This is a genomic window from Phaeodactylibacter xiamenensis, assembly GCF_965229835.1.
GTDB classification, from domain to species: Bacteria; Bacteroidota; Bacteroidia; order Chitinophagales; family Saprospiraceae; genus Phaeodactylibacter; species Phaeodactylibacter xiamenensis.
Map to the genome: position 1 here is coordinate 4353594 of NZ_OZ245931.1, position 23902 is coordinate 4377495.

13 protein-coding genes are annotated in these 23902 nt (G+C 53.2%); 4 read left to right on the top strand and 9 right to left on the bottom strand.

Translation table 11 applies throughout. From position 1 onward, the window contains the following. Positions 1-374: 374 nt before the first annotated feature. The 3 genes from ACO08I_RS16595 to ACO08I_RS16605 form a co-directional block, all read right to left on the bottom strand. A complete protein-coding gene (locus ACO08I_RS16595; RefSeq protein ID WP_421946523.1) occupies positions 375-1499 on the bottom strand; it encodes an IS701 family transposase in 1125 nt (374 codons plus the stop codon). A gap of 145 nt (positions 1500-1644) precedes the next feature. Continuing rightward, positions 1645-1878, bottom strand: a complete 234-nt coding sequence (locus ACO08I_RS16600; RefSeq protein ID WP_282784093.1) for a ferredoxin — start codon at positions 1876-1878, stop codon at positions 1645-1647. Beyond that, entirely contained in the window at positions 1859-3097 is a 1239-nt protein-coding gene (locus tag ACO08I_RS16605) for a peptidase U32 family protein (RefSeq protein WP_282784091.1), read from the bottom strand. Before ACO08I_RS16605 ends, ACO08I_RS16600 begins: the two co-directional genes overlap by 20 nt. Before the next feature lie 172 nt (positions 3098-3269). Between ACO08I_RS16605 and lptC the strand changes: the two genes are divergently transcribed. The 4 genes from lptC (at position 3270) to ACO08I_RS16625 (ending at position 7930) form a co-directional block, all read left to right on the top strand. Further along, positions 3270-3827, top strand: a complete 558-nt coding sequence (gene lptC, locus ACO08I_RS16610; RefSeq protein ID WP_044218380.1) for an LPS export ABC transporter periplasmic protein LptC — start codon at positions 3270-3272, stop codon at positions 3825-3827. Further along, positions 3827-5089 carry a hemolysin family protein gene (locus ACO08I_RS16615; RefSeq protein WP_282784089.1) on the top strand — a complete coding sequence of 421 codons (1263 nt, stop codon included), beginning with the start codon at positions 3827-3829 and terminating at the stop codon, positions 5087-5089. Before lptC ends, ACO08I_RS16615 begins: the two co-directional genes overlap by 1 nt. Before the next feature lie 13 nt (positions 5090-5102). Then, positions 5103-5768, top strand: a complete 666-nt coding sequence (locus ACO08I_RS16620; protein WP_044218744.1) for a DUF2461 domain-containing protein — start codon at positions 5103-5105, stop codon at positions 5766-5768. Positions 5769-5995: 227 nt separating this feature from the next. Beyond that, positions 5996-7930: a tetratricopeptide repeat protein gene (locus tag ACO08I_RS16625; protein WP_421946524.1), complete on the top strand. Its 1935-nt coding sequence runs from the start codon at positions 5996-5998 to the stop codon at positions 7928-7930. Positions 7931-7977: 47 nt separating this feature from the next. On the opposite strand, the gene ACO08I_RS16630 is transcribed toward ACO08I_RS16625, so the two are convergent. From ACO08I_RS16630 to ACO08I_RS16655, 6 genes are all read right to left on the bottom strand, one after another. Continuing rightward, positions 7978-10527, bottom strand: a complete 2550-nt coding sequence (locus ACO08I_RS16630; protein ID WP_421946525.1) for a hypothetical protein — start codon at positions 10525-10527, stop codon at positions 7978-7980. 6 nt (positions 10528-10533) lie between these two features. Further along, positions 10534-11217 carry a hypothetical protein gene (locus tag ACO08I_RS16635; RefSeq protein WP_421946526.1) on the bottom strand — a complete coding sequence of 228 codons (684 nt, stop codon included), beginning with the start codon at positions 11215-11217 and terminating at the stop codon, positions 10534-10536. Between the two features lie 11 nt (positions 11218-11228). Next, positions 11229-12095, bottom strand: a complete 867-nt coding sequence (locus ACO08I_RS16640) for a fimbrial biogenesis chaperone (RefSeq protein ID WP_282784080.1) — start codon at positions 12093-12095, stop codon at positions 11229-11231. 137 nt (positions 12096-12232) lie between these two features. Next, positions 12233-12769, bottom strand: coding sequence for a DUF4402 domain-containing protein (locus ACO08I_RS16645; RefSeq protein WP_282784079.1), 537 nt, complete (start codon positions 12767-12769; stop codon positions 12233-12235). A gap of 257 nt (positions 12770-13026) precedes the next feature. Beyond that, the gene (locus ACO08I_RS16650) at positions 13027-16962 is read right to left on the bottom strand and encodes a T9SS type A sorting domain-containing protein (RefSeq protein ID WP_421946527.1); all 3936 of its coding nucleotides are present in this window, start codon (positions 16960-16962) and stop codon (positions 13027-13029) included. A 60-nt stretch (positions 16963-17022) separates the two neighbouring features. Then, a complete protein-coding gene (locus ACO08I_RS16655) occupies positions 17023-23901 on the bottom strand; it encodes a LamG-like jellyroll fold domain-containing protein (protein ID WP_421946528.1) in 6879 nt (2292 codons plus the stop codon). Between the last annotated feature and the right edge of the window lies 1 nt (position 23902).

Here is a 23902-nt window from a genome sequence, read left to right on the forward strand (position 1 = left end):
CATTTTGAGCTGTTGCCTGACTCAGACCGGCAATTGTCAAAAAAAGCACACCGTCTTATTTGCCTGTGCTATAGTGAACAATGCTCACTACAGAAATTAAAGCAAATATCGTGTCCTCTATGCTTCGCTTTACTGAAAAATGGATTGGAAATAGGTTGGGAGTATTTTCACTATGGCTTTTTTGCAGCCATCAGAACTTAATAAAGGCGGCTGCTTCATAAGCGCTCCTCAAGATACAAAATATTAACTGACCTTTCGCACGCGAAAGGTTATGATAATTGAAAAAATTAGCAGTACTCAGGGTGCTTGGCACAGCAAGCCCACTCAGTGCATGGCACTGAAAAAGCACTCGCATGAACAAGTTAATCAAGGCCTTACCCCAAAAGAGGGGTGGCTAGCCCATCCGGCGGTCCAATTTTAGGGACATAGGCTTTGAGCCTTTGCACCTCTTGAAAAGCCGCCCTGAGGGCATTGACATAAATTTTGGTTTTTAGGGCAAAGTGGTTGGTCTGCTCTTTTGCAGCCAGCAGTTCGAGTTTAGTCCAGGCAATCATGGCAGCAAAAACATGGTTGCACTGGGATGTCTCGTGCTTGGTGGGGGACTTTTCCAGCCCCACGTTTTGTTTGAGCGATTTGTGGAATACCTCCACTCCCCAGCGTGTCCCGTAGGTTGTGCAGATAGCTGGGCCGCTTAGCACCAGATCGTTGGTGACCAGGTACAAGTCTCCAGTTGAGCCGTCTTGGTTTATAAAGACCTGCTTGACCAACTGGACTTGGAAATCCAGCCCTTTGAGGTAAACAGTAATGGCCTGGCCTGCTTGCAGTTCTAGCCCGTCGACTCGGTGGAACTTGCCTTCCAGCTTGTCTTCCATGCTAAGGGCGACCTTGCGGTTGCTCTTCAAGGCACTGATGAAATGCTTGCCCAGCTCATAATGCACGAACTCGAAGTTCTCCTTGGCAGCAAACCAAGTGTCCCATACCACATAGCGGAAGGGCACGCGGTTGTATTTGACAAGGGCAAAAAGCTGGTCGCGCAGCATCTCGTTCTTGCTGCGGGGGCTGCGCTTCTTTACCTGCCCGCTTTTGGCATCCACGTATTCTTGCGACTTGCGCACGATCTCAAAAGCAACAGGCAGCTCTATGCCCTGTGGGCTCTGGTAAAGGAAATTCAGGATGTTGATCCCTTTGGTGTGCCCCGCTTTCGGCTTCTTGGAGTGGTCCCAGTGCCAAGTGACCACTTCATTCTCCGTAGAGTGCGGCTTCTCCTCGATCGTGTCATCTATCTTGATGACCGCGTCCGGGTGCTCCACTTTACGTACCAAAGGCTTTATGCAACGCCAATAGTCCTTTGCCGTGAAGGCTTCCTGCCCTAAAAAACGGCTGATCTTGTCATGGCTCAGTGCCTGATCGGTCAGCTCGGACAAGCCGGTGGCTGTCGCCATGCGAAACGATGCCAGCAGGTAGTCCGAATACAAGTCAAGTAACTTTGGGTCTTTCATCTTGCGCTCCTTTGAGCTGCAAGATAACTGCCCCAACATTATTAATCAATTTTCCAAATCTTTCGCGTGCGAAAGGTCAGATATTAAATCGAAAGTTTCTCAAAACAAGCAAATTGATTCTCAAAAATGCAAAAACCCGGTGATTTCACACCTCTTTTAACCTGATAATCTTCACCGGGCAGTTGTCGGCAGCGCGGGCATTAGCATCGTACTCCAGCCAGTTGACCTCCTTGAGGTAGTACTGTCCCCGCTGCCGGCTCTTTCGCAGGTAGCTCTTGCCATCTGTCTTGGAGATGACCCAGTGCTCGGGCGCGGCTTCCACGCAGGCATTGCAGCCAATACATTTGTGCCGCAGAAAACTAATTTGTATTTGGCTCAACTTTGTACAATTTATCGGATGGGCGGATTTTTTCACCTACCGGCATAGAGAAATGAGCACCACGCCTGTTGATGGCTTCCACCGGCTGTGCCTCCAGATGCAGAGAGGTGACTTTAGTGCGCAGGTAGCCGGTCGTAGGGCCGGTGATAATGACCTCATCGCCCAGGCGCAGGTCGCCCGACTGTAATTTGAACTCACCTATACCGATACCGCTAAAGTATTTGATGCCCGTGCCCAGGAAGACTTTGCGTTCTTTGGCCACAGAGCCCGGTGCATCCGTCCATTCACCCATCTTCTGCCCCAGGTAGTAGCCACCCCAGAAGCCCCGGTTGTAGACCTGTTCCAGGCGTTCCATCCATGCATCTACTTTTGTGCTGCTGAAGGTACCGTCCTGTATAGCGTCCAGCGCTTCCCGGTAGCAGCGGGTCACTTCGTACACGTATTCCGGGCCTTTGCTGCGGCCTTCTATTTTGAAAACGCCCACCCCAGCCTCTGCCAGCTTGTCGAGAAAGCCGATGGTATTCAGATCTTTGGGCGACATGATGTATTCGTTGTCGATCAGCAGCTCGTGCCCCTCTTCATCCTTTACGGTATACGTGCGGCGGCAGTTTTGCTTGCAGGCACCCCGGTTGGCAGAGGAGTTGTGGGTGTGCAGGCTGAGGTAACATTTGCCGGAAACGGCCATACAAAGCGCACCATGCACAAAAGCTTCAATTTGTACCGGTTTGCCAGAAGGGCCGCAGATATTTTGCTGCTCAACAGCCCGGCAAATTTGCGCCACCTGAGAAAGGGTAAGTTCCCGGGAGAGCACCATCACCTCCGCAAACTGCGCATAGAACTTCACCGCTTCCACATTGGTGATATTCGCCTGCGTGGACAGGTGAACATCCACGCCCAGCTCGCGGGCATACTGCATCACACCAGGCTCCATAGCAATGACAGCGTCAATCTGATGCTCGGCTGCTGTGCCCACAATACGGCGCATCATTGGCAGATCGTGGTCATAGAGTACGGTATTGAGCGTGATGTAGGAGCGCACCCCGGCAGCCCGGCACAGGCGGCTCACCTCCGGCAGGTCTTCCAGCGTAAAGTTGTTGGCAGAGCGGGCACGCATGTTCAGCTGCTCCACCCCAAAGTAAACCGCATCTGCGCCAGCGTCTATCGCAGCGGTCAGGCTATCAAAAGCCCCGGCGGGGGCCAGCAATTCCAGTTTTTGCATTTTCCGGTAGCATTTTCAGCCTGCAAAGATCGGGGGAAACCGCCGGACAGCAGGTGACATTTGTCATACGCACTATGTCGATATTAACCTTGTGTTAAGCAACTAGCAGGCTCTAAATCTGTATCATGAAGCAGAAGCTCCTATATTTGTATTATGATATCAAATCGCACTTATGATTAGAGCCTTTTGGGTAAGTATGGTTTTGCTGCTTGCGGCGGGTTGCAAGAACGACCTTGCAGAAATTGAAGCGCTCAATGAGCAGCTGCGCGTAGATGTGGAAACAGCAAAGGAAGTGGAAATCCTGTACAGCGATTCGGCGCAGGTACGGGTACGGGTCACCGGGCCTACCATGCTTTACCACCTCAACCGGTCAGAGCCGGAGCAGGAATTCCCGGATGGGGTCAATGTGGAGTTTTTCGGGCCAGACGGCGAGGTGACGAGCCAGCTAACGGCACTGTACGGGCTGCGCCGGCAGAACAAGAAAGAAGTAGTGGTGCGCGACAGCGTGGTCTGGAAAAGCGTGGAAGGAGATACCCTGGAGACTGAAGAGCTCTTTTGGGATGAACGCCGGGAAAAGATCTACTCCAATAAGTTCGTCGTCATCACCCGGCCCGATGAGGTCATCTATGGCCATGGTTTTGAGGCCGATCAGGACTTTTCCTACTCCCGCATTAATGCCATCGAGGGCCGCATCAAAGTAGACAACCCCGATAAACAAGATAACCCCTGATGCTCATTGCACTGATTATATTATCCCTGGTGCTCTCCGCGCTGTTTTCCGGTACGGAAATCGCCTTTGTCTCGGCTAATAAGCTACGGGTAGAAATCAAGAAAAAGAAAAGCGCCCGCCGGGGCAGCATCATCTCCGGTTTTTACAATGACCCGGCCAGTTTCCTTGGCACCATGCTCGTAGGCAATAATATTGCCCTTGTGCTGTTCACCACTCTTATGACCAAGCTCATAGAGCCCTATTTTTTGGAGTGGATGCCCTTTCTGGCGGAGCGTCCACTGGCCCTTCTGCTGCTGGAGACGCTCGTCATTACCATCGTGGTGCTCATTTTCGGCGAGTTCCTGCCCAAAACCCTATTCCGCCTTTTTGCCGATCAGGTGCTTTACTTTTTGGCCGTGCCCCTGCAACTGTTCAAGTGGATTTTACTGGCCCCTTCCTGGCTCATGACCAAGCTGTCCAATCAGCTGTTACGCCTGCTGCGCACGCCGGTGGAACAGGTCGACAATGCCTTTACCCGCCTGGACCTGGAGCATTTCATACAGGGCACGCAGGGAAATGAGGAAGAAGATATCGACAGGGAACTCTTTGGCAAAGCCCTTAACCTGAGGGGCGTACGGGTAAGGGAGTGCATGATCCCCCGGCCTGAGATTGAGAATATTGATGTGACTGCCACGGTAGAAGACCTGGAACAACTCTTCCGGGAAACCAAACTCTCGCGCATCATCATCACTAATCAGGATATCGACAATGTACTTGGGTATGTCCACCACCAACAGTTGTTAAAACGGCCCAGGTCCATCAGCCGGGAGATTATGGAGCTGCCCTATGTTCCGGAAGCCATGCCGGTAGCGGACCTCCTGAGCCGGTTTATCCGCGACCGCATCAACATAGCCATGGTGGTCGACGAATTCGGTGGCATTTCAGGGCTCATCACCATGGAGGACATTCTGGAGGAGCTCTTTGGTGAGATTGAAGACGAGCACGATCAGGAAGAGCACGTGGAGCGCGTCATTGAGGAAGGGCAGGAGTACATCTTCTCCGGCCGCCTGGAGGTCGACTACCTCAATGAAAAGTACGATCTGGATTTGCCGGAAGGCGAATACCACACCCTGTCCGGCTACATCGTCACCCAAACCGGCACCATACCCGAGCAAAACGATGAGCTGATTTTTGGCGGGTATAGATTTGTGCTGGAGCTCGTCAGCGATACTAAAATCGAGACCATACGCATGATCAAAAAAGAACCTTTATCTTTGGAATAAAATGAGTGCCGCCATGATCACCCCGCCTACCTTTGAGTTCCTCCTCGACCTGAAAGCCAACAACAACCGCGACTGGTTCACCGAACATAAGCCCCGCTACCAAAAGGCGCATAAGGAGTTCAAGGCTTTCGCCAATGTACTGCTGGATGAAGTCTCCCACCACGATGAAATTGAAAACCTCAAGCTCTTCCGTATTTACCGGGATGTGCGCTTTTCCAAAGACAAATCGCCTTACAAGCCTCACTTCAGCGGAAGTATGGTACGGGCGACCAAATGGCGGCGCGGCGGTTACTACTTCCATATTTCTCCCGGTGGCTCCTTTGCCGGCGGTGGATTTTGGGACCCCAATACGGATGATCTGAAGCGGATCCGGACAGAAATTGCCAACCACCCCGAAGAAATGCGCGAAGTCCTTCAGCACCCGGAGCTCCAACAATACTTTAACGGGCTGGAAGGCGATCAGGTGAAGACCGCGCCCCGCGGCTTCACCAAGGACCACCCGGCCATCGACCTGCTGCGCTATAAACAGTTTTTACTGACCCACCCTTTCACTGATGAGGAAGTGCTCGCACCGGGCTTCGCACAACAACTGAGCCGGGTCTTTCAGGCCATGCGCCCCTTCTTCGATTATATGAGCGAGGTACTGACGACGGATGAGAATGGGGTGCCGATTGAATGAGGTTGGCTTTCTTAACATAATCAACTACGACACCCCAAATTCATAGCTCAACCCAAAATGCTGACCTACAGCGCCTGAGGCCACTTATAGTGAAGGGTTTAGACTATATAAAAAAAGAGCTATATATTTTATACCTTAGCCGGACCAATTTTAGTCTAACCCCCTGTCATTCAAGACTAAGCCATTACTAAAATAGCGGCTTGCGCTTGTATAGCCTACAACAAAATATGCACTTACCAAAAATCAATAAACAGGCCCGTCTGCTGCTCTGCACTGGCATAGCAGGCAGATTGCATAAAAAAATATTCCTGACCTTTTTTATTTCGCTGGTTGCGCCCCTGGTAATCCCCTCCAATGTGTTTGGCAAAATTAACACGCCCTGTGACACCCTAAGCCACGACTACTGGTCAGGCCGTTCTCCCCAAATACTGCTCGATACTGTTATTACCAGATTCAAGACAGGCAGCCCTGAATTTGGCTGTTATGACGAGCTGTACCGGGAATTGCACTTCTCAGAGGAATTAGATCGCTATAACTATTACCAGCTGATTATCAAAGCGTTACTCTATCAGGGCAATAGCTCCAAAACAGAAGAGGTATTTCAGGAATTCAGATCTTTTGCATTCGCAGCCGAGGACAAGAGATGCGAGGCCGGGTATTGGTATTCTACCGGCAATTATTACTGGATGGCCGAACAGCTGGACAGTGCTATTTATGCTTATCAGAAAGCAGCTGCTTTTTATATTGAAAACGGGGACAAGCACAGGCTCTATCTTGTATACGGTAATCTGAGCAATGCTTATCTGGGCCAAAAGAAGTACGATGCCGCCTATCAGTACCTGCTTATGACTGAAAAACTGATGAATGAGCGGGAAGGGCTGGTTCGTGAATTGGAACGCGCTGTTTTGAGGAACAACATAGGCGTGACGCACCTGCGCAGGAAGCAGTATGAAAAAGCAGATTCCATTTTCCGGGAAGTTGAAGAAAGTATGCTGCATTCAGAGGAAGGGGCCTATCCGATTGCATTGAGCTTGCTCAATCGTATGGATATTGCAGTAACCCTTGAGGAATGGGAAAAGGCAGCTGCAATTCAACAGAAACTAGGCCCTTATCTCAGTGAATTTGAATACCTCTTTCCATTTTATGCCAAGATAGCTTTCGATCTCCACCTGGGAGCCGGGGACTATGAGAAGGCCCGGGCTATGATCAATCGTTTTGAAGCCTATATTCTGAAGAAAGATATTGAAAAGCCAGCAGACTACTTCGCCATGCAAATTGACTACCACTTGGCATTTAAGCAGGCCAAAGAGGCTTTAAAAGATATACAGCAGGCGGCATCTCTGGCAGATCTGGACCGGAAAACCCTCATTTACTTATCTCGCAGCCGGCTGAACGCCTACCTTTTACAAGGTGACGAAGCCTCAGCGCTCCGCGAATCAAAAAACCTGCAGGAACAAAGCGAGGCCCTGCAAGAAGAACAGCAGCAGAGACATCAGGAGGAAATGGCTGCTATCTATGAGCTGGAATCTTACAAAGCTGCCAGGGACCGCGCCGAAAGTATCGCCAAATTAGCAGAGGAACGCACAAAGCTCCTGGAGCGTAATTATCTATACCTGGGAGCTGCCTTACTGTTTGCCATGGCAGGGCTCGTTGTGCTCGGTTTTTTATTCAAAAGCAATAAGCAGCGCGTGCTGGAAGAGCAAATCCGCGTTCAGACCGCTAAAAAGCACAGTCAGCAATTGGAGAAGCAACTTAAGGTACAACGCCAAAACGCCTTTCAAAGTGGAATTGGAGCCGCACAACTCAAGACCAATATCATGGATGCAGTCGGCCGTTACGCCCCTAAAGCCAAAATGCTGGAGCGCAAGTTAAGCATCCTTCTGCACGAGTATGCTGAACAGAGCAACTTCGTGGAGCTTTTCCTTTTGTCCTATCCTGATTTTTTCAAAGCGCTCACCAAAATAGCACCCGACTTAACGCAATCGCAGCTCCGTTACGCCATTCTCATTGCACTGGGTGCTTCTATGGTAGAGATATCAGAGACACTGGGGGTTAGTGAGCATGCTGTAAAGATGGCGCGCTATCGGCTAAAAGGAAAGCTGGGGCTCGATAAAGAGGAAAGCATTGAGCAGTACCTGCGCGAGTTGCTGTTACAGGAATAGCTGATTCTTTTAAGGCAGATGGCTTAGAATAAGTACCCGGGCAAAGTCTACTGAACGTCAAAAGCGACTTTCACTGACTGTCCGTACCTTGAGGGCTTTATCTCTATAAGCCAGCCGTCTTCCTTTCCTAAAGTATACTGTGGGTTCATTGTCAACCAATACCTGCCTGGGCGTATCTGAGTGAAGGAGAAGTAGCCATCCCGCTCCGGATAGGCTTGTGTAAGCAGGTTGCCGTCCCTGTCATACAAGTATACCACAGCGGCCATGATACGGGCTTGTGCATCTGCGCCATAAGGCTGCAAGTAACCGTAGATTTCGTGATAGGGCAGCACCGGTATATCAATCCGTTTGTACTGATTGGGGTCTGGCACGACAGCTGCGGATTGATAGGCAGGCTCCCAGAAGATATCCTCAAAAAAGCCTGGTGAAAATTCCAGCCGTACCTCCCGGGAAGCCTGCAGCCCTTTGACCAGGATTACGCTATCCCTGGGCTGCTCTTCTACCCGCCCTCCTTTGGCCTCCACGCCCAGGCCAAGTACAGCGTATTCCAATTCATCCCGGCGGCCATTATGGTTGGCATCCACAAACGGGCGCAAAAGAATACCAGTTTCACCGGGGACAGGCTGGGCATTGAGCTGTAGCCCGCCGCCTGACCCTACCCAAAAAAGGTGCCCGGATGCCGATTGGTCCAGTGACAAGCGGGTATCCGAGCGGGAGGCATTACCGGATAATTGTACAGGACCGACAACCAAACTGTAATTAATGCCGAAGGAATGCCGCCCCTGATCAACGCCATAACTGTAGTTGATGCCAAGCCGGGCACCTTTGGAGAATTGTTTTGACAAGTTCGCCTGTAGCCCGTTGAGCCTCAAGGGATGGAGGCTCGCCTGAACAACTCCGGAAAAGGAGATGGCTTTCCACAACTGACGAGATAGACTGAAGTTGCTGCCCAAACCTATATCCCGTAAACCAGAAGGCATAGCTAGCAATTGCGCGCGCAGGGCCGTCCCCTTTAGGTTAGAGGAGAGCCCTAGCTGATACTGCCCCCGCCACGGCCCGCCATTGCGGATCCAAGTGCCTTGGGCATTCACCCCAATCCGATGACGGCCAAGCTTCAGGCTTGTCCGGGCCTGCACCCGGTGCTGCTCCTGATTGGGGATGAACGCCCCTTCGAGGTCCTCCGTGTAGCGTTCGCCCTGATACTGCACTGACAACTGCCTGAAAGGTTGGACAGAAAGGCGCAGAGACTGCCGGAAGCCCGGGGCAATACCTGCTTCCAGAGACAAACCTGCGGATGGCTGGAACAGGCCTTCAAGGTAATACACCGGAAGCCCGCCCCTTAGGCTACTGAAACTTTCCAGCCCGCCCCGCACCATAAAATGAGGCGTCACGCCCATTCCTATGTCAATTTTGTGAAAGCGGTCATCCGAGCCTTGTATGATACGGCTGCTTTCCAAAGAATAGGTCCATTGGCCGGGTTTGGGAATACGGCCCGGAAGGTAATACACCTCTTTGTAAGTATGCTCTTCCCCGGAAGGCCCGAGCTCACGTACGGTAAATTCATTAATACCTCGTTTAAGTGGGATATCGAAGCGGTAAGCGCCATCCTGGCCTGCTTTTTCCCAATCCAGCAATTGCCGGCCTTCGTATACTTCCACCACCCAGCCGGGCGTAGTATTGCTACTGATGGTGTACATGGAAGCAGATGCATCTCTGGTGGTTGCATTTTTGTGCAAGCGTACGCCCGCCCGTGGCCGAATCAACCGTATCATCCCGGTACCGCCACTACTGAGCGTTCCCACCTCTGCGGAACTCAGGTAAGGGTTGACTTTCGGGGTATACAGCCACTGCAGGCGTTGCCGTTCCCAACGAAAATCTTGTTCGGATGCGTGCTGCAGGCTGATAGTCGTGCTGCCACCAAGGAGCTCAATCCCGGCATCCACGCGCGCCTGCCAGAACCCTGCTCCATTACCATTGCCGCGCCAATTGGCTTGATAGTCTGCACTTCCGCCCCTCAGCCAATGACGATGCCTGGAAAAAACGGTATCCGGTGGAGACCCCTCCGTTTTCTTGCCTCCCCCAGCTCTGTTACGCTTTTCTGCCAGCCGGGCATTGCGGATTATTGGCAACTCCACCTCTGGCTTCATGGTTGCCGTTAGCGCCTGCAGATCAAAAGTGGTGGGCAGCCGGAAAGCACGGCCCCAATATTCCAGGCCTAAGTAGCAGCTTCCATCGCTGTGCATAGTGAGCGCGGAAGCTTCCAGCCGGAACAGGGTATCAAAGACGAACAGGGACTTTTCGGGAAAGGAAAGCCGGTAAGGATTGTCCTCCTGCAGATAAAACCCGCTAAGTTCCTGTGGCAGAGTGTCAGGGCTTACCTTAACGCTGAAGGCCTGCAGCAGCGCCCGTACCGGCAATTTGACGGCGTTGGTTTCCAGGTCAATCAGGGCAGAAACATTGAATGCGCCAGCTTCCTCGACCTCCAGGCGCAGCACGAATTCTTCTTCCGCAGACTGCGCCCGGCTCACCACCTGCAGCGCCACCAACAGCAGAAGTACGAGCCCGGTACTGAGAACAGCAGGAGCAGGACATCTCATAGTCGCTTAGTTGGTGGCTGTGATGTACAGTGAAATTTGGATGACTTCACTTGGTTTAACACCAGGTGGGATAAATAATTGCCCACCGATGCGCAGCACGCATTCGCCCGTATGGGCCCCTGTGCAGTCCAATTCCCACTCCGGCTCAAAGCGGGCACCATGATTACTGAAGCTTTCTTCTGCCCTAACTGATATGATTGGGGCCTGCCCTTCCGACAACCGTAGCCCTTGCAAACGGAGGATAGCCGGCCGGGCGCGCGCTCCAACGGAAATAAGCTCGCCGGACACAGAGGTCTGCCCTCTGGGGGTTAGCAGCAGTACGCCTCCGTTTTCTTCAGCGTACAATTGCCCAAAGTCCAGTTCCTGAGTAACCCAGAGCGATAGCGAAAAAGGACCCTCCACCCCTGCATCCTCAACCGGGGCCGGATGAGTAGCCATCCATGACCCGTAGCTGTTGGCCTCAGCCGGAAGGCGCTCCAACTCATTAGGAGCCGCCTTGGGCTTAAAACCAGACTTAGACATGTTGTATTTCTCAGGATATCCCTGACGGGCGGCGGCTGCCCGGGGTGGCGGCTGCCCATAGCTCTTTACAGCAGGATGGAACAGCACAAAACAGATTAGCAACAGGATGAAAAAGGGCAATCGGATGCCCTTTTTCTCTACGCTGCTTTGTGCGGTTTCCCTTGTCATGGACCTGTCCGTTACTTTGGCATATCGTAGAGGGCTTCCGCATAAACCGTGGGCTTGCGTTTGTCCATATCTTCCATAAAACGGATGCGCAGCTGGCTGCCCGGCGGCAGTGCAGTGCCCTCAGCCAAATCAAGGGGGAAAGTGAAGTTGCGGAACAAATTGGGCGTAAACAAGGTCATCCCCTTGCGCTTGATGATTGCTTCAGGTTTTTTATCGGGCTGCAGCAGTTCCACCAGGAAATCACCATGTAGTGACTGATTGCCACTTCGGTTGACCCGGAAGCGCAGCTTTGAAGGTTCATCTTCTTCTCCGGGGATCAACCGGAGGCTGTCGATGGCTGCACTGGCACTGGTTTCTCCATGGCGCACGATGACCGGTATCGTAATACCGAACAGCATACTAATGGATACGCCTATTTCTCCGCTTTCTTCCTGGCCTGTGCCTGGGTTGCGGGCCGCGGCCTCTTGCTGCGTATCCACCTGCCGGAAGCTGAGGTGAGAACGGTACTCCCCCGGCGCAAGGTCGGGCCGGCTACGGAATTGTACTCTCAGAGTTTGAGACTCACCGGGCTGCAAGGTGAAACGGCGGGGAAACAGCCGCAGATAAGGAGAAGCGGCCCGGTCTTCCTCCCGAAGCGTGTCTATAGTCCTGTATTGCCCTTCCGGGCTTACGGCGTACTCCACAAAGGAGGCTACATAGGTCAGGGGCTCATCGCTTACGTTGAGCAGATTGAGCTCCCCTACGTTTTTACGGCCTTCCAGGACTATACGCTTGGGAGTCAATAGCAGCCCGCCTTGTGCTATGGCAGTCCCTGCCCATCCTATAAAAATTATAAGAGGTATTACACCGTATAGTAGATTTACAGCCGGTTTGCTCATGAAGGTATCTTTTTTAGGTCCAAAAATAGAGCCCGAAATAATCCCGGTTATATGGCTCTTCCTACCCACGCACAGAGAGCAGAACAGCAGCATGGGGCCAAGGGCATGAAAACACCCCTGACTCCACTGCTGTGAGCTTATTGATATTCTACATTGATACTAATCGTTCCTGAATAGCTGCCAGAGGCATCAGACGATTCTATTCCTGCTAAAGTACCTCCTATAAGAATGGTTTCGCTGACCCCATTTGAGATTATTGCGTTCCCTACGATGTCATCACCATTAGCCGTAAAAGCCCCTGAACCACTTTGCGCAGCTGGTGAAAATGTAAACTCTGATATACTACCGTCACCTAGTGCTACACTCCCATCTATAGTTATACCTACGGTACCACTAGAGCCGGATACACTAAATGAACCTAAAGTCGGATTCGATACAAGAGCTAGCCCATTGGAAGTTACCTCCCCATCAACAGTATTAATGGTCAAATCCCCTTGATTACTACCATCCAATAGTACAAAACTCCCTAGATTGAGATCAACTTGGTTAACAATTTGTAAGCCCTGCAACAACTCTGCGGTGACGTTCATTGTCGCCGAAGCAGTCTGCGCCAGGGCCGAAACCGACATCACAGCCACAAGGCCTAATGTGAAAAATAATTTACATGTTTTCATAAGATGTTCAATTTTGAATAATGATTAACAAATAAGTGATACTCGTGTAAGAGTAGGATACAAGCTGAACGGACTGATAAGCAGCCCAGACGCTATCCTCGCAGCCTCACTCGGTGTGAACCCAGAGGCGCTAACTGTTGTGCTAAAGTAAAGGCTAAGGTAGGTTGGGGTAGTCCCAAGTCATGAAAACAAAGTTGGGACACCCTGTTTTTCAGGACTTGGGACACCTTTCAGAGGATGGGCAATGTCGAATGCGATCAGTACCTTACCAGCTTAAGCGTTTGGCGCCCCTGCGCTCCGGCAGACCTGCATTGGACGGTGTACACGCCTGCCGGAAGCCCCTCCATATCCAGTTTCAATTGCTGCTGCCCGGCCTCCGCTTGCTGAACCGGCAGGGCCAACTGCCCCAGCGGGCCATATATCCGTACTTCCGCTCCTGCCTCCAGAGGCACTGCCCATTCCAGTACCGCAGCGCCAGCCGTTGGGTTGGGCCAGATAATCAGCCCGTTGCCAGGGCCGGATGTATGGTTCGTGACCGGAGGCGACCACACCTGCTGCTCCAGTACCACGACCCGCACCTTGCTCACCGAACCTGACATGCTGCCCGATGGATCCACCGTAAAGCCCCCCACTCCCACTTCAAAACAGCTCCCCGATGGCTGTGGTATTGATACCGCCGCCAGGTTCAGCCACCCTGCGCCCAGTATCTGATAACGCCCGCGCCACGTCCCGTTGAAATATTCCAGGCGGATCTTTTTCGCATTCGGCGCATCCAGCAGCGTAACTTCACGCAGGGCACCGTCTGCTCCGCGGACTTCCCAGCGCAACAGCCCGCTGCCATTCCAATATAAGCCGACCATAGCCGCATCCGGCAACAGGCTGCTCCGCACGCTCAGCCCAATATAGCTGTCCCCGGAGACCGTGCCCAGGTCCAACTGCAGCCCACCTTTGCTCGCACAAAACGGCTGGTGCACAAACAGGTAGCCGTCTGGGCTGCCGCCACTGCCTGAATGATACCCCCCTGACCATAGGTTCAGCGTCCCGCTATCCGTACAGATGTCCCACGTGGCACTGCCCGGTGAACCGTTCAGCCCCGTCACCGACCACTCCGGTGGCAGCCCCGGGCTCTGCTGTACGCTCACCGTGGAGGTGCAGGACGACTCGTTCCCATTTACATCTATCGACGTGACCTGTACTTCGTACGTGCCCCCGATGTCTTCACAGGTGTAAATGGCGGCGTCGTACAGTATTGTATCTATACCGCAGGCATCAAACCCGCCTGCATAAACATCGCTCAGCAATAGCTCGTAAGTGCCATCGTAACTCACCTGCACCTCCGGCGAGCTGCATAATACCGAGGGCGGGGACAAATCCTCTACTGTGACCAGTGCTTCGCAACTGCTGCTGTTACCGTTCACGTCTGTGCCCGTTAAGGTAACGGACTGAACACCAACATCACCACAATCAAAAGATGACTGGCTCAGGCTCAGGCTCACTGCGCCGCAGGCGTCATTGCTGCCGGCATTCACATGAGCTGCTGACAGCGAGCCCGTACCGAAGACGCTCAGTGTTACCGTCCGGCTCTGGCACAGCATTACAGGGCCCACAGTATCCCTTACCGCTATGGTAGCCGTACAAGTGCCGCTGTTGCCGTTTTCATCAACGCCCGTTAGCGTGACCGGCAGCTCCCCGACATCACTACAACCGAAAACCGTCCGGCTCAGGAAGAGCGTGTCCAGACCACAGGCATCGTTGCTGCCGCCGTCTATATCGCCTACCGCTATGCTGCCGATGCCCTCTTCATCCAGGTAGATCGTCTGGCCTGTGCACAACAGCTGCGGGGCGATGCTATCGAGCACTGTGACCGTAGCCGTGCAGAAAGACTCATTATCGTTGTTATCCACTGCGGTGAGCGTAACCGTATTCGGGCCCACATCGCTGCAACCGAAAACCGTCTGGCTCAGGAAGAGCGTGTCCAGGCCGCAGGCATCGTTGCTGCCGCCATCTATATCGCCTACCGCTATGCTGCCAATGCCCTCTTCATCCAGGTAAATGGTGTGGCCTGTGCACAACAGCTGCGGGGGCACCGTATCCTGGACCATCAGCACATAGGTATGCCTGATGCTGTTGCTGTCCGCGTCCGTGGCCCATAGCTCCAGCTGGTTCGCCCCTACGCCCGCAAACAGGCTCAGCGTGCTGCCCGCTAGGGCTGCTTCGGGCATTTCGCTGCACCCTTCACAGGATACGCTGTACTGCAGCGGTGGCGCAGTGCAGTTGTCTGACACCTCTGCCTGCCACGATAACGACAGCCCGCAGGCCTCGGGGCCAGCGAAATACTGCAGCGTGTCAGAAGCCGGCAGGGCTCCGCTGCCCGCATCCACAAAAAGAGCGGGGCTGAGGCTGTCCTGGCTCACCAACTGCGCCAAACTGTCTGTAATAAATGGGAAACAGCTGCTGCTGTACGTGCAGCTGCCCGCTTCTGACAGTTCTATACGGAGGCTATATGTACCCGCTCCCAGCGACTCTACCCGGAATGTGTCCGGCAGTAGCTGCCCGCTGCCCAGTTGCTGAACCGGCAGCGATGCCTCTTCCAGATAAATATCAAAACGGCCGCCGCTGCAATAGGGCGTTGTCAGGCCGATCTCAACGTGCCCATCCATAGCTTCCGGGCATGACGGGCCCGCTGCGCTCAGCACCTCCACTTCTATGAGCGGGTTGCAGGGGTCCCCATCATCAGGGTCTGCGTCCGCGTATACCCCATCCCCGTCTGCATCGCAGTTCCCGTTCAGGGCGTCAGGGTTACAGGCATCATCAGGATCCGGGTCCAACTGATCGCACAGCCCGTCCCCATCCGTATCAGGGCCCGAGCAAAACAATACAGTGACCGTATCCTGAAGCTCGGCAGGGTAGCTGCAGTCTGATGCACGGAACTGCACCTCCTCCACGCCTTCCCAGCCTGGCACGCGCAAGCCTACCGACAGCGCGCCCGTCTGACTGTCAAGGGTGTAGGACAGAGGGGAAAAGTCCAGAATCTGAGGTTGAGAGGGGGTGCCCAATTGGCCACCACTGACAAAATCAAAAGTATCAGGCAAGACAAAAATCCGTTTCAGAGAATCGCTGAAGTAACGGAACTCAATCTCACCATCAATGGCCGTATGGTAGACCTGCATGGTAAAGAGGCGCTGCCCATTGATTATCTGCGCGGAGGCCGCCCCCCTTAATTCTCCACCGATGAATGCGCCAAGCTTATCTTCATCTGACTGGAACAGGAAAGATGGGCTGTACGTTGTTGTAGCCAATATACTCATCGTAAAAGGCCAGCCGCCGCCTCCAATGACCCATGAAGCCTGCTGTTCCGGCATACCAATAGCCGGCACTGGCTTGTAGCTGTAGCTGAGGCAATTACCGGTATAGCTGCTTTCGTAGTCCCCAAGCATCAGGGAAGGAAAAGGCTGACCGGTCACCACGCTTTGAACAGGAATCGAATCGAAAGCGGGCCCGTTCAACCCCGGCTCCACGGTCAATACCAGGTTTTGTGATGCACTGTAAGCATTGACTGTTTGTTCAGTGGCCGTTATGGTTAGTGTATCTGTACCGGTCCAGTCAGGGTCCACAACCGAAAGGAAAAGCGTATCTCCAGCAATCAAATGCTGGAAATAAAGGCTATTGCTGACTGACCAGCTAACCGGGTCTGCGTCTGCCTGATTCAGGTAATCCCGGAGCGGAACAGGAAAAAAGCTCAATCCCTGCAAGCGGGCCTGAGTGGGGAGACTGTCCAAACTGATCAGCAGGTCCCCGTCTGAACTCAGCTGCACGCTGTAGGGCGTACTGGCGCTGCCGGTAACCGATGACTGATCAAAAACAAAAGAGGAAATCGAAGTATAGACTTCGTCATCAGCGGCGATGTAAGCCCGGAGCTCTATTTCCTCACCGGTTGGCACATTTGAAAAAATCGTCATGAAATGAAGGACCTTCCCATTTAGGTCAACGGCCATGGCTTTACCACGGATCTCGTCCCCCACAAAAGCAGCCAGCTGATCATTGGCACTGAGGCTCACCTGCCCATCAAGCTCTAAGACGGCGGTGAGGTTAGCAGAGTAGCTGAATGCACTGCCATTGGGGGCAGACCACTGAGGGGCTTGTGCCCTGGCCCAGAGCGGTATACTCAACAATAAGAGTAGAAAATATCGCATTGGTATTTTTTTAGTGCTCCTTGCGGCATTTTAGCCGCAAGGAGCAATGAGACTGATGGGTTAGCGCAGTTCCAGCAACTTTGACACGGCCTTCTGCCCATGGAGCAGGGTTACAGTGTATAACCCTCGTGGCCATTGCCCGGCCTGCCAGTTCAGCAGGTTAGCCCCGGCTTCGGCTTCTGCCTCCACACGCCCTATCTGACGGCCGAGCGCATCGGTTATCAACAGTTGTACCGGCCCAGGCTCAGACAATACAAATTCAAAGAACACCTCTTCTTTTGCCGGATTAGGGAATACCTTAAACCCGTCCAGTCTGCGCCTCTCTTCCCTGGCAGATACCGGTGTGCTGAATGTCAGGACTTCCGGCGCTTCAATACTGCCTTCCAGCCGGTTGGCAATGAATACATAGCTCTCATTCAGCCCCGTTTCAGTCTCAGCAACAGCATCATACATTTTGAAAGTGATAGGTTCTCCGCCCTGCTCGTTGGAATAAATCGTCAGGAACAGCAGGTAAGCATCAAGGGCTTCAATATAGACTGGCTTGCCACTGCCCCGAACCTCTTCGCCAACAAAGGCGGCGATTTCGTGGTCAGCAGACAAACAATTGTCCACCTCCTCACTGGCCACCACGGCCACAAGGTTCATGGTGTACTCAAAAGCGAAGGGGTCCACTTCCCAGTAATGGCCTAAAGCACCACTACGTTCAGCGATGGCCGGCCCCCGATACTGCGCTGTACCTCCGCCCGTGAAATTAGCAGGGTAAGTCAGTGTCCCGGGGTTGCTCAGGTATAAGAGGTAGCCACGTGGGAAGCTCATAAAATCGAGGCTTCCCAGCCAGCCGGCCCCGGCATCGTAGAGTGCAAAGCCGGTTTGCCCTTTGATCAGGTCACCGTTGAGTGGGCTGAGAGAAGCCAGTGCCTCATTAACACCCATGCCTTGCTGCGGCAAATAACCGATCCAGTTCCAGCCCGCTTGCAGGGCCAGGGGGCTGGCAGAAGGGTCAATCGGCTGGCCGGCAAGCAGGATGGAATCAAAGACAGTAGACTGATATTGATACATGGTCTCGTGAGACAGCGTGTTCAATGAGCCCGCCCAGGTTGTAGCTTCGGCAAAATACTGGCTGAATGCCGTTTGCCCTTTGATCGTAGCCCCTGCCGGATTGCTCAAGCTGCCCAGGGCAGCATTTATAGATGGGTCGGGCAGGTTGACATTATAAGAAATCCAGTTCCAGCCCGGGTAAATTGGGATTTGCCGCAAGACTAGATTATTGGTCGTGAGGACTTCCGGGTTTTGCAGGGAGCCTACAAAACTGTCGGCTACAAACGGGAAGGACTGTGCTACCGGCCCGTAAACCAGACAGGCAGAGGCATCCCAGACCCTGAACTCGACCGTCTGTCCGTTTGGTGCATTGCTGTAAACCGTAAGGAACGCCATGTGGGTATTTAGCTCCGGCACAGCTTCTACTTTAGCGTAGCCGCGCAGTTGCCCGTCGATAAATGCTCCGACAATATCCAGCTTGTCGGTAGAAAGCACCCCTTCAATATTAAGCTGTAAAGCAAGGTTCATGGAGTAGGAATAATCTGCCGGGTTAATATTCCAGGCCGGCGGCGGGCAGGCTACCCTCAGGTCAATGTTCAGGGGCTCGTTACCCTCACTCGTTTCCATGCGCAGCGTACCATTGAATAGCCCTCCGACCAGGTCAGCCGGGAACTCAAAGGTAATGGTTTCAAAGGCCCCCGGCGCAATCAGCCCGGCGGTGGGGAATACATCCACCCAGTCCGGGATATCCTCCAAGTTGAAACTTGCCGAGAAGCCCCCCTGATTGCGGATATTGCGGGTGACTGTGACCGACTCGCCTTCCATGGCAACGGTGTTGATGTCCCCGCCTTCCCAAAAGAGGGTGGAACGGTTGACGAGGAACTCCCAGACGATGGGCGCCTCAATCTGATTGCCGACCAGGTCTTCGATCTCCTCCAGCCTTACCCGCAGTACGCGGTTTTCGATAAACTGATTGGCGACGTTAGGGACAATCCGGATTTCATCATCCACACAGGTTACGATGGCGTCAATCAGCGCACCAGTAGTGGCATCGTACAGCCCCAGGTTATTATTGTCAATCATCCCTGTTCCGGTGCCTGCCGCCTGAATGATACCGTTACAGTTGATCCGTTTGGTAAACATGACCGAGATTTCATCTCCGGGGCTCAGCACGCCATCGGCAGGTTGAGGCGTACCAAATACCTTAGGAGGCTCTGTTTCTTTCCGCCCCTTGATGATTTTAGAATACCCGGATGCCAGGGTCGGATCTGTGCATACAGTCAGGGCGCGGACTTCGTATTCGCCATCAGCCAGCTGAGACATATTCCAGGTGACTTCCTGGAACAAATTGCCCAACTGCTGTCGGGGAATTTCGGTGATATTTATCCAGTTGCCATCGCCCATGCTCAGGCGGTATTGTACGCGGATGAGCTCAAGGCTTTCTTCATCTGCATCGTAGCCTTCAAGGATGAGTTTCAACTCGTTGTTATCATTGGGTGTGATGACCCATCCTTCCCCCGGGTCAGTGATCTGGACCTCACTACAGGGCTCCCGGAAATAGACATTAAACTCCAGCTCCCGGTAGAATTTGGGGTCTATCTGCTCCCGGGACATGCCCAGGGATACTGCTCTTTCGTATTCGCACTGCGAAAACAGGGCTACTCTGATCCCTTCATAAGTATAAGCCTCCGGCCCCCGCTCAATGGTCAGGGTCACCGGGATGCTTTCCCCGGCAGGGATGGTATAGACTTCGCCATCGCCTGCCAAGCCATCTCCGTTCAGCAACAGGGCAGCACCGTTGGGATTGCTCTCCGGTACGAGTGCCAGAGTGTAAAATCCAATATCGCCGGAGGGGGCCGCATTGCCAAGCAGTAGGTTGAAGGAAGCGCCCTCATCAGCCTCCACATTGGTGGCAATCGTTGTGTTGGCCTGCAGCTGCACCTCTTCCCGATGCTGCGTATTCGGTTCGTGCGGGCAGGAAGTCTGCCCGCTGAGCAGTTTGAAGACTGGCGTCATATAGAGCAGATCCCTTGTCACCAAAACATTTATGTTGTCAAAGGCATCATCATCTGCCAGAACATAGCCAACGGTGTTGGAAGTGGATAATGCGACAGATGTTTCAGTACGCCCTCCAATTGTAAAACCAAGATCCATTTCAGTGACAGCGCCCAGACCGGCTACTGTGCCACCGTTAGCCATGTTTATACCAGCTCTGACTTCAAACTCTAAGCCGGTTGTGACCTCTGCGCTAGCCTCAATAGTAGTGGATTCTTCATAAGTGACGCCATTGCCGTAAAGGAAAGAGCCCACTGGCAGTACCGCCGCTGCTTTTAGAACTTCATTATAAGTGATTATGCTCTCCCACATCGCAATACTGATCTCATCGCCCAGGGTTTCCAACTGTGGGATGACGTTGTTTTTGATGTGGTTTTCCGTGTACAGGAAAGTAGATGCGATGCCAAAGGGGTTGGCCCAGATCCCGTTATCGAGTTGATACCTTGGCCCCTGCTCGTCCTCCAGGTATTGGAGTTCGTCGGTAGTCCCATAGGTGATAGCTAAGGCTGCACCTACATACACATCTCCTCCCATTTCGCTGCCCACAATCAGGTCACTGTCATCCGTCGAAATGGTAGTGTTTGTTGTCAGGCAAGTGTTTAGTGAAGTTTCGGTGTAAGCATTAAGTTGAGCAGAAAGAGAAAACCCTATGTCTTGAACGATATCAACCTCTGCTGTAGCATTGCCTGCAAAAGCTACCCCCACTTCAAAATCAGGCCCTAAATGTGCCGTAACGGCATCCGTTCTATCTACCCCAGCATAACCTGCAACCGACAGCCCCAGGCAAGCAGTCGTACCTGATTCTATATAGGAGTAGCTGCCATCACCTGGCGGGTCCCTTAAAATCATGAAGGGAATACTGGGAGAAGTAGCCACGGAGGTAGATGCCCGGGGTTTCCTCCCCAAAACCACCATATCAAATGAGGTATTGGAGTTCGCTCCATTCGACAAGGCCAGCACTTCCAGGGTTTTCTTGTAGGGCGCTACGACGTTAGGATAAGAAGTCGTGAAATGATGCCGCAGTACGCCGTTGGTCATCACGGTATCAATATCGCCCAAATCAGCAATACCGTTTTTGATGGTCAGCTCAGCAGAGTCCAGGTAACAGACTTCGGTAGGTTCCAGGTACGCCTCTTGTACCCGGATGTCCACAAAGGTAGGCTCTCCAAAATTAGTAAACTTATCACCCAGCGCATTCGTACCGAAGTAGTCCTGTATGACTACCTGAGGATCAGACCTGTAAATAAATTCCACGGAGTCCAGCTCGGTTGACCGCATATCGAGGGTCAATCCACCCTGATTGCCAAAATACTGCAGTATATCACCGATTGGGTGCTTGGTCACAGCAATTGTCACAGAATCGGGGGGCACATTATCGAATTCAAACCACCCCGCTTCGTTATCAATTACGACTTTTTCTTTATAACAGCCATTCAGAGTCTCCACCGTCACTTCCACCGCTCCAGTCTCCGGAATGACAGACTTCTTGCACAGTCCACCGGCTACCTGCCCCCGGATGGTGCGTTTGGTCTTATTCAAAAACTGTACGCCAGCCAGAGGGGTTTGTAAGCTGTAAGCTTCAAATTGCAGGGGGTCGAAGGTCGTCCCCCCCAGGTTGGTCACGGAAAGCCGGATGTTGGAGCCTGGCTCAAAATCCCCCAGGAAGCGTCCGTTTTCATCCGTATAAATAGGTGGGGTTGCCCCGGCCCCATTGACCAGGATCTCCGCTCCTGCTTCAAAGCAATCGGTATCTGCAAAACGGACTACTCCGGATACCGGGACAGCGGAGTTGTCGGTAAAGTCGATTTGACTGACTGCGGTATTGCTGTTGTTCAAATTGACAATACGGGTTTCCGGTGTAAAAAGACGGTTGTCTTCTTCCTGCCGGATTCCCAGGGGGGTGAACATAGCGCCCTCAACTGCCCCAAAACCGGTCATGGCAATACCGGCATCCCGGACTTCTACTCCGCCACCTTCGTTGAAACTGAAGTAGTGCAGCAGGGAGGGCGTGCCGGGGTCAATGCCGGCACTGGCCGGAGAAGCATGTACCTGCAGCTCATTGACCGTCAGTAATTCATCAAAAACAGCCACTTCGTCTACCAGCCCCAACAAGGTGTAGGGTTCGTTCGGATTGGGCTGAGCGCCTACGTGCCAAAACTGCTGAGCGAGGTCATCCGTAAAGGTGCCGATGTTGAAGGTGGCAGACTCCACCCCATCAATAAAAAACGCAGCAGCGCCGGTGGCCCGGTTGAGGTGCAGCGCCAGCCCATGATAGCCCTGCGCCACAGTTCCCAGGGCGTGGGTTTGCCCGTTCGCCTGTATATGATACTGTCCGTTGTGTACATACCACTCCATAGCGCCGCTTTCGTGGTACAAGAGCGTCTGCCGGGTTTGTGCATCAAAGGGTTGAGCAATGATTTCAATCGTGGCCGTATCCGGCAGATTGAATTTTGTCAGCTTCGCCCGGCTGTTGAATACCGGGTTGAACTCCAGCGCATAGTTGCTGTAGAACTTTTTGGTCGGGACCGCCGTAAAGGATTGCCCCGAACTGTAGTTGATACTCTCAATGGTGTAGAACCCGCCGGCATCCGTAATGCCCGCATTTAAGATGCCGGGGTTGTCGGTGGTGAACGTGGCACCTCCAACCGGCGTGTCAAAATCATTAGCGGTTACGTCAAATGTTTTTCCCCCCATGCCTTCATCAAACTTCCAGTAGGCAATCAGCCCCTCTGTCTTGGAAGACAACGTAATTTTTTGGTAGGCGATGATTTCGGACTGCTGCAACACCCGGTTGAAGATGCGGATGTCATCGAGCTGCCCTTTGAAGCGTCTCGACTGCGTGCGGTCGCTGCCGATGTTAAACAGGGCAGGCTGATGCGCCATTGCACCATTTAGCGTGCCGGCGAATTGCCCGTCAACGTAAAGTACGCCCCTGCCACTACCGTAGGTGAAGGTGATTTGGTGCCAGATATCGGGCCCGGTCGGATATTCATAGGCGAGTTCAGCACGACCGGTCCCGTTACCCAAGCCTACGATAACGCCTTTGTTTTGCCCGGCCGCTGTGGTTTCTATCCACCAGTTGTGATTGAGGTCGCTCCCCAGGTCAATGATGCCGCTGCGGTCGTATTGATTGCCTATCTTCACCCAGACCATGACGGTAAAGTCTGACTGAGGCAAGGTATCCTGATAGGATACGCAGAGGTAGTCCTCCTCCCCATCGAAGCTAAGGGAATAGCCCTTGGTGGGCTGCAGGGCGACTTCCACTCCAGCTACCGGATTGTTGCTTGTGGTGCGAATTGAACCGGTGACCACTCCGTTAGGGTTGACAAAACCGACGTTCTCACCCGGGCGCCCCTCTCCAAAAGCATTAATCCCGGCGATTTCATACTCGTAAAACTCACCAGCCTGTACATTAAAGTCAATGTAGTTTCGGGCATTGGGGCCGATAACCGCCAACAGGGAGCCATTGCGATAGATATTGAAGCCCTCGGTCACCCCTGAGCTCAGGGGGTCGAGCGCCCAGGATAATTCGATGCGGTCTGCGAAGTCGCCCTCTGAAGCCCGCACTAAAGTGGGCAAAGGCGGCAGCAGGTAGCGGGCCCAGAAGCCGCCCTCCGTGGAGCGGTTGGGAGAAAAAGCCTGCCCGGTGAGCAGCTGCCCAAAGGTGAAATCCATGCGGCGGGAACTGCTGACCGCGTTGACCATACCGCCGTAGGAAAGGAAGACTTCCCCCGATGCGGGAGCCGTATCACCGAGTGGGTTGCACTCCGTCTCTTGCTGCTGCCCGTAGGCTGCCTGAATGGCTATGCCCCATAGGCACAGCAATACTATGGTTATTTTTTTCATC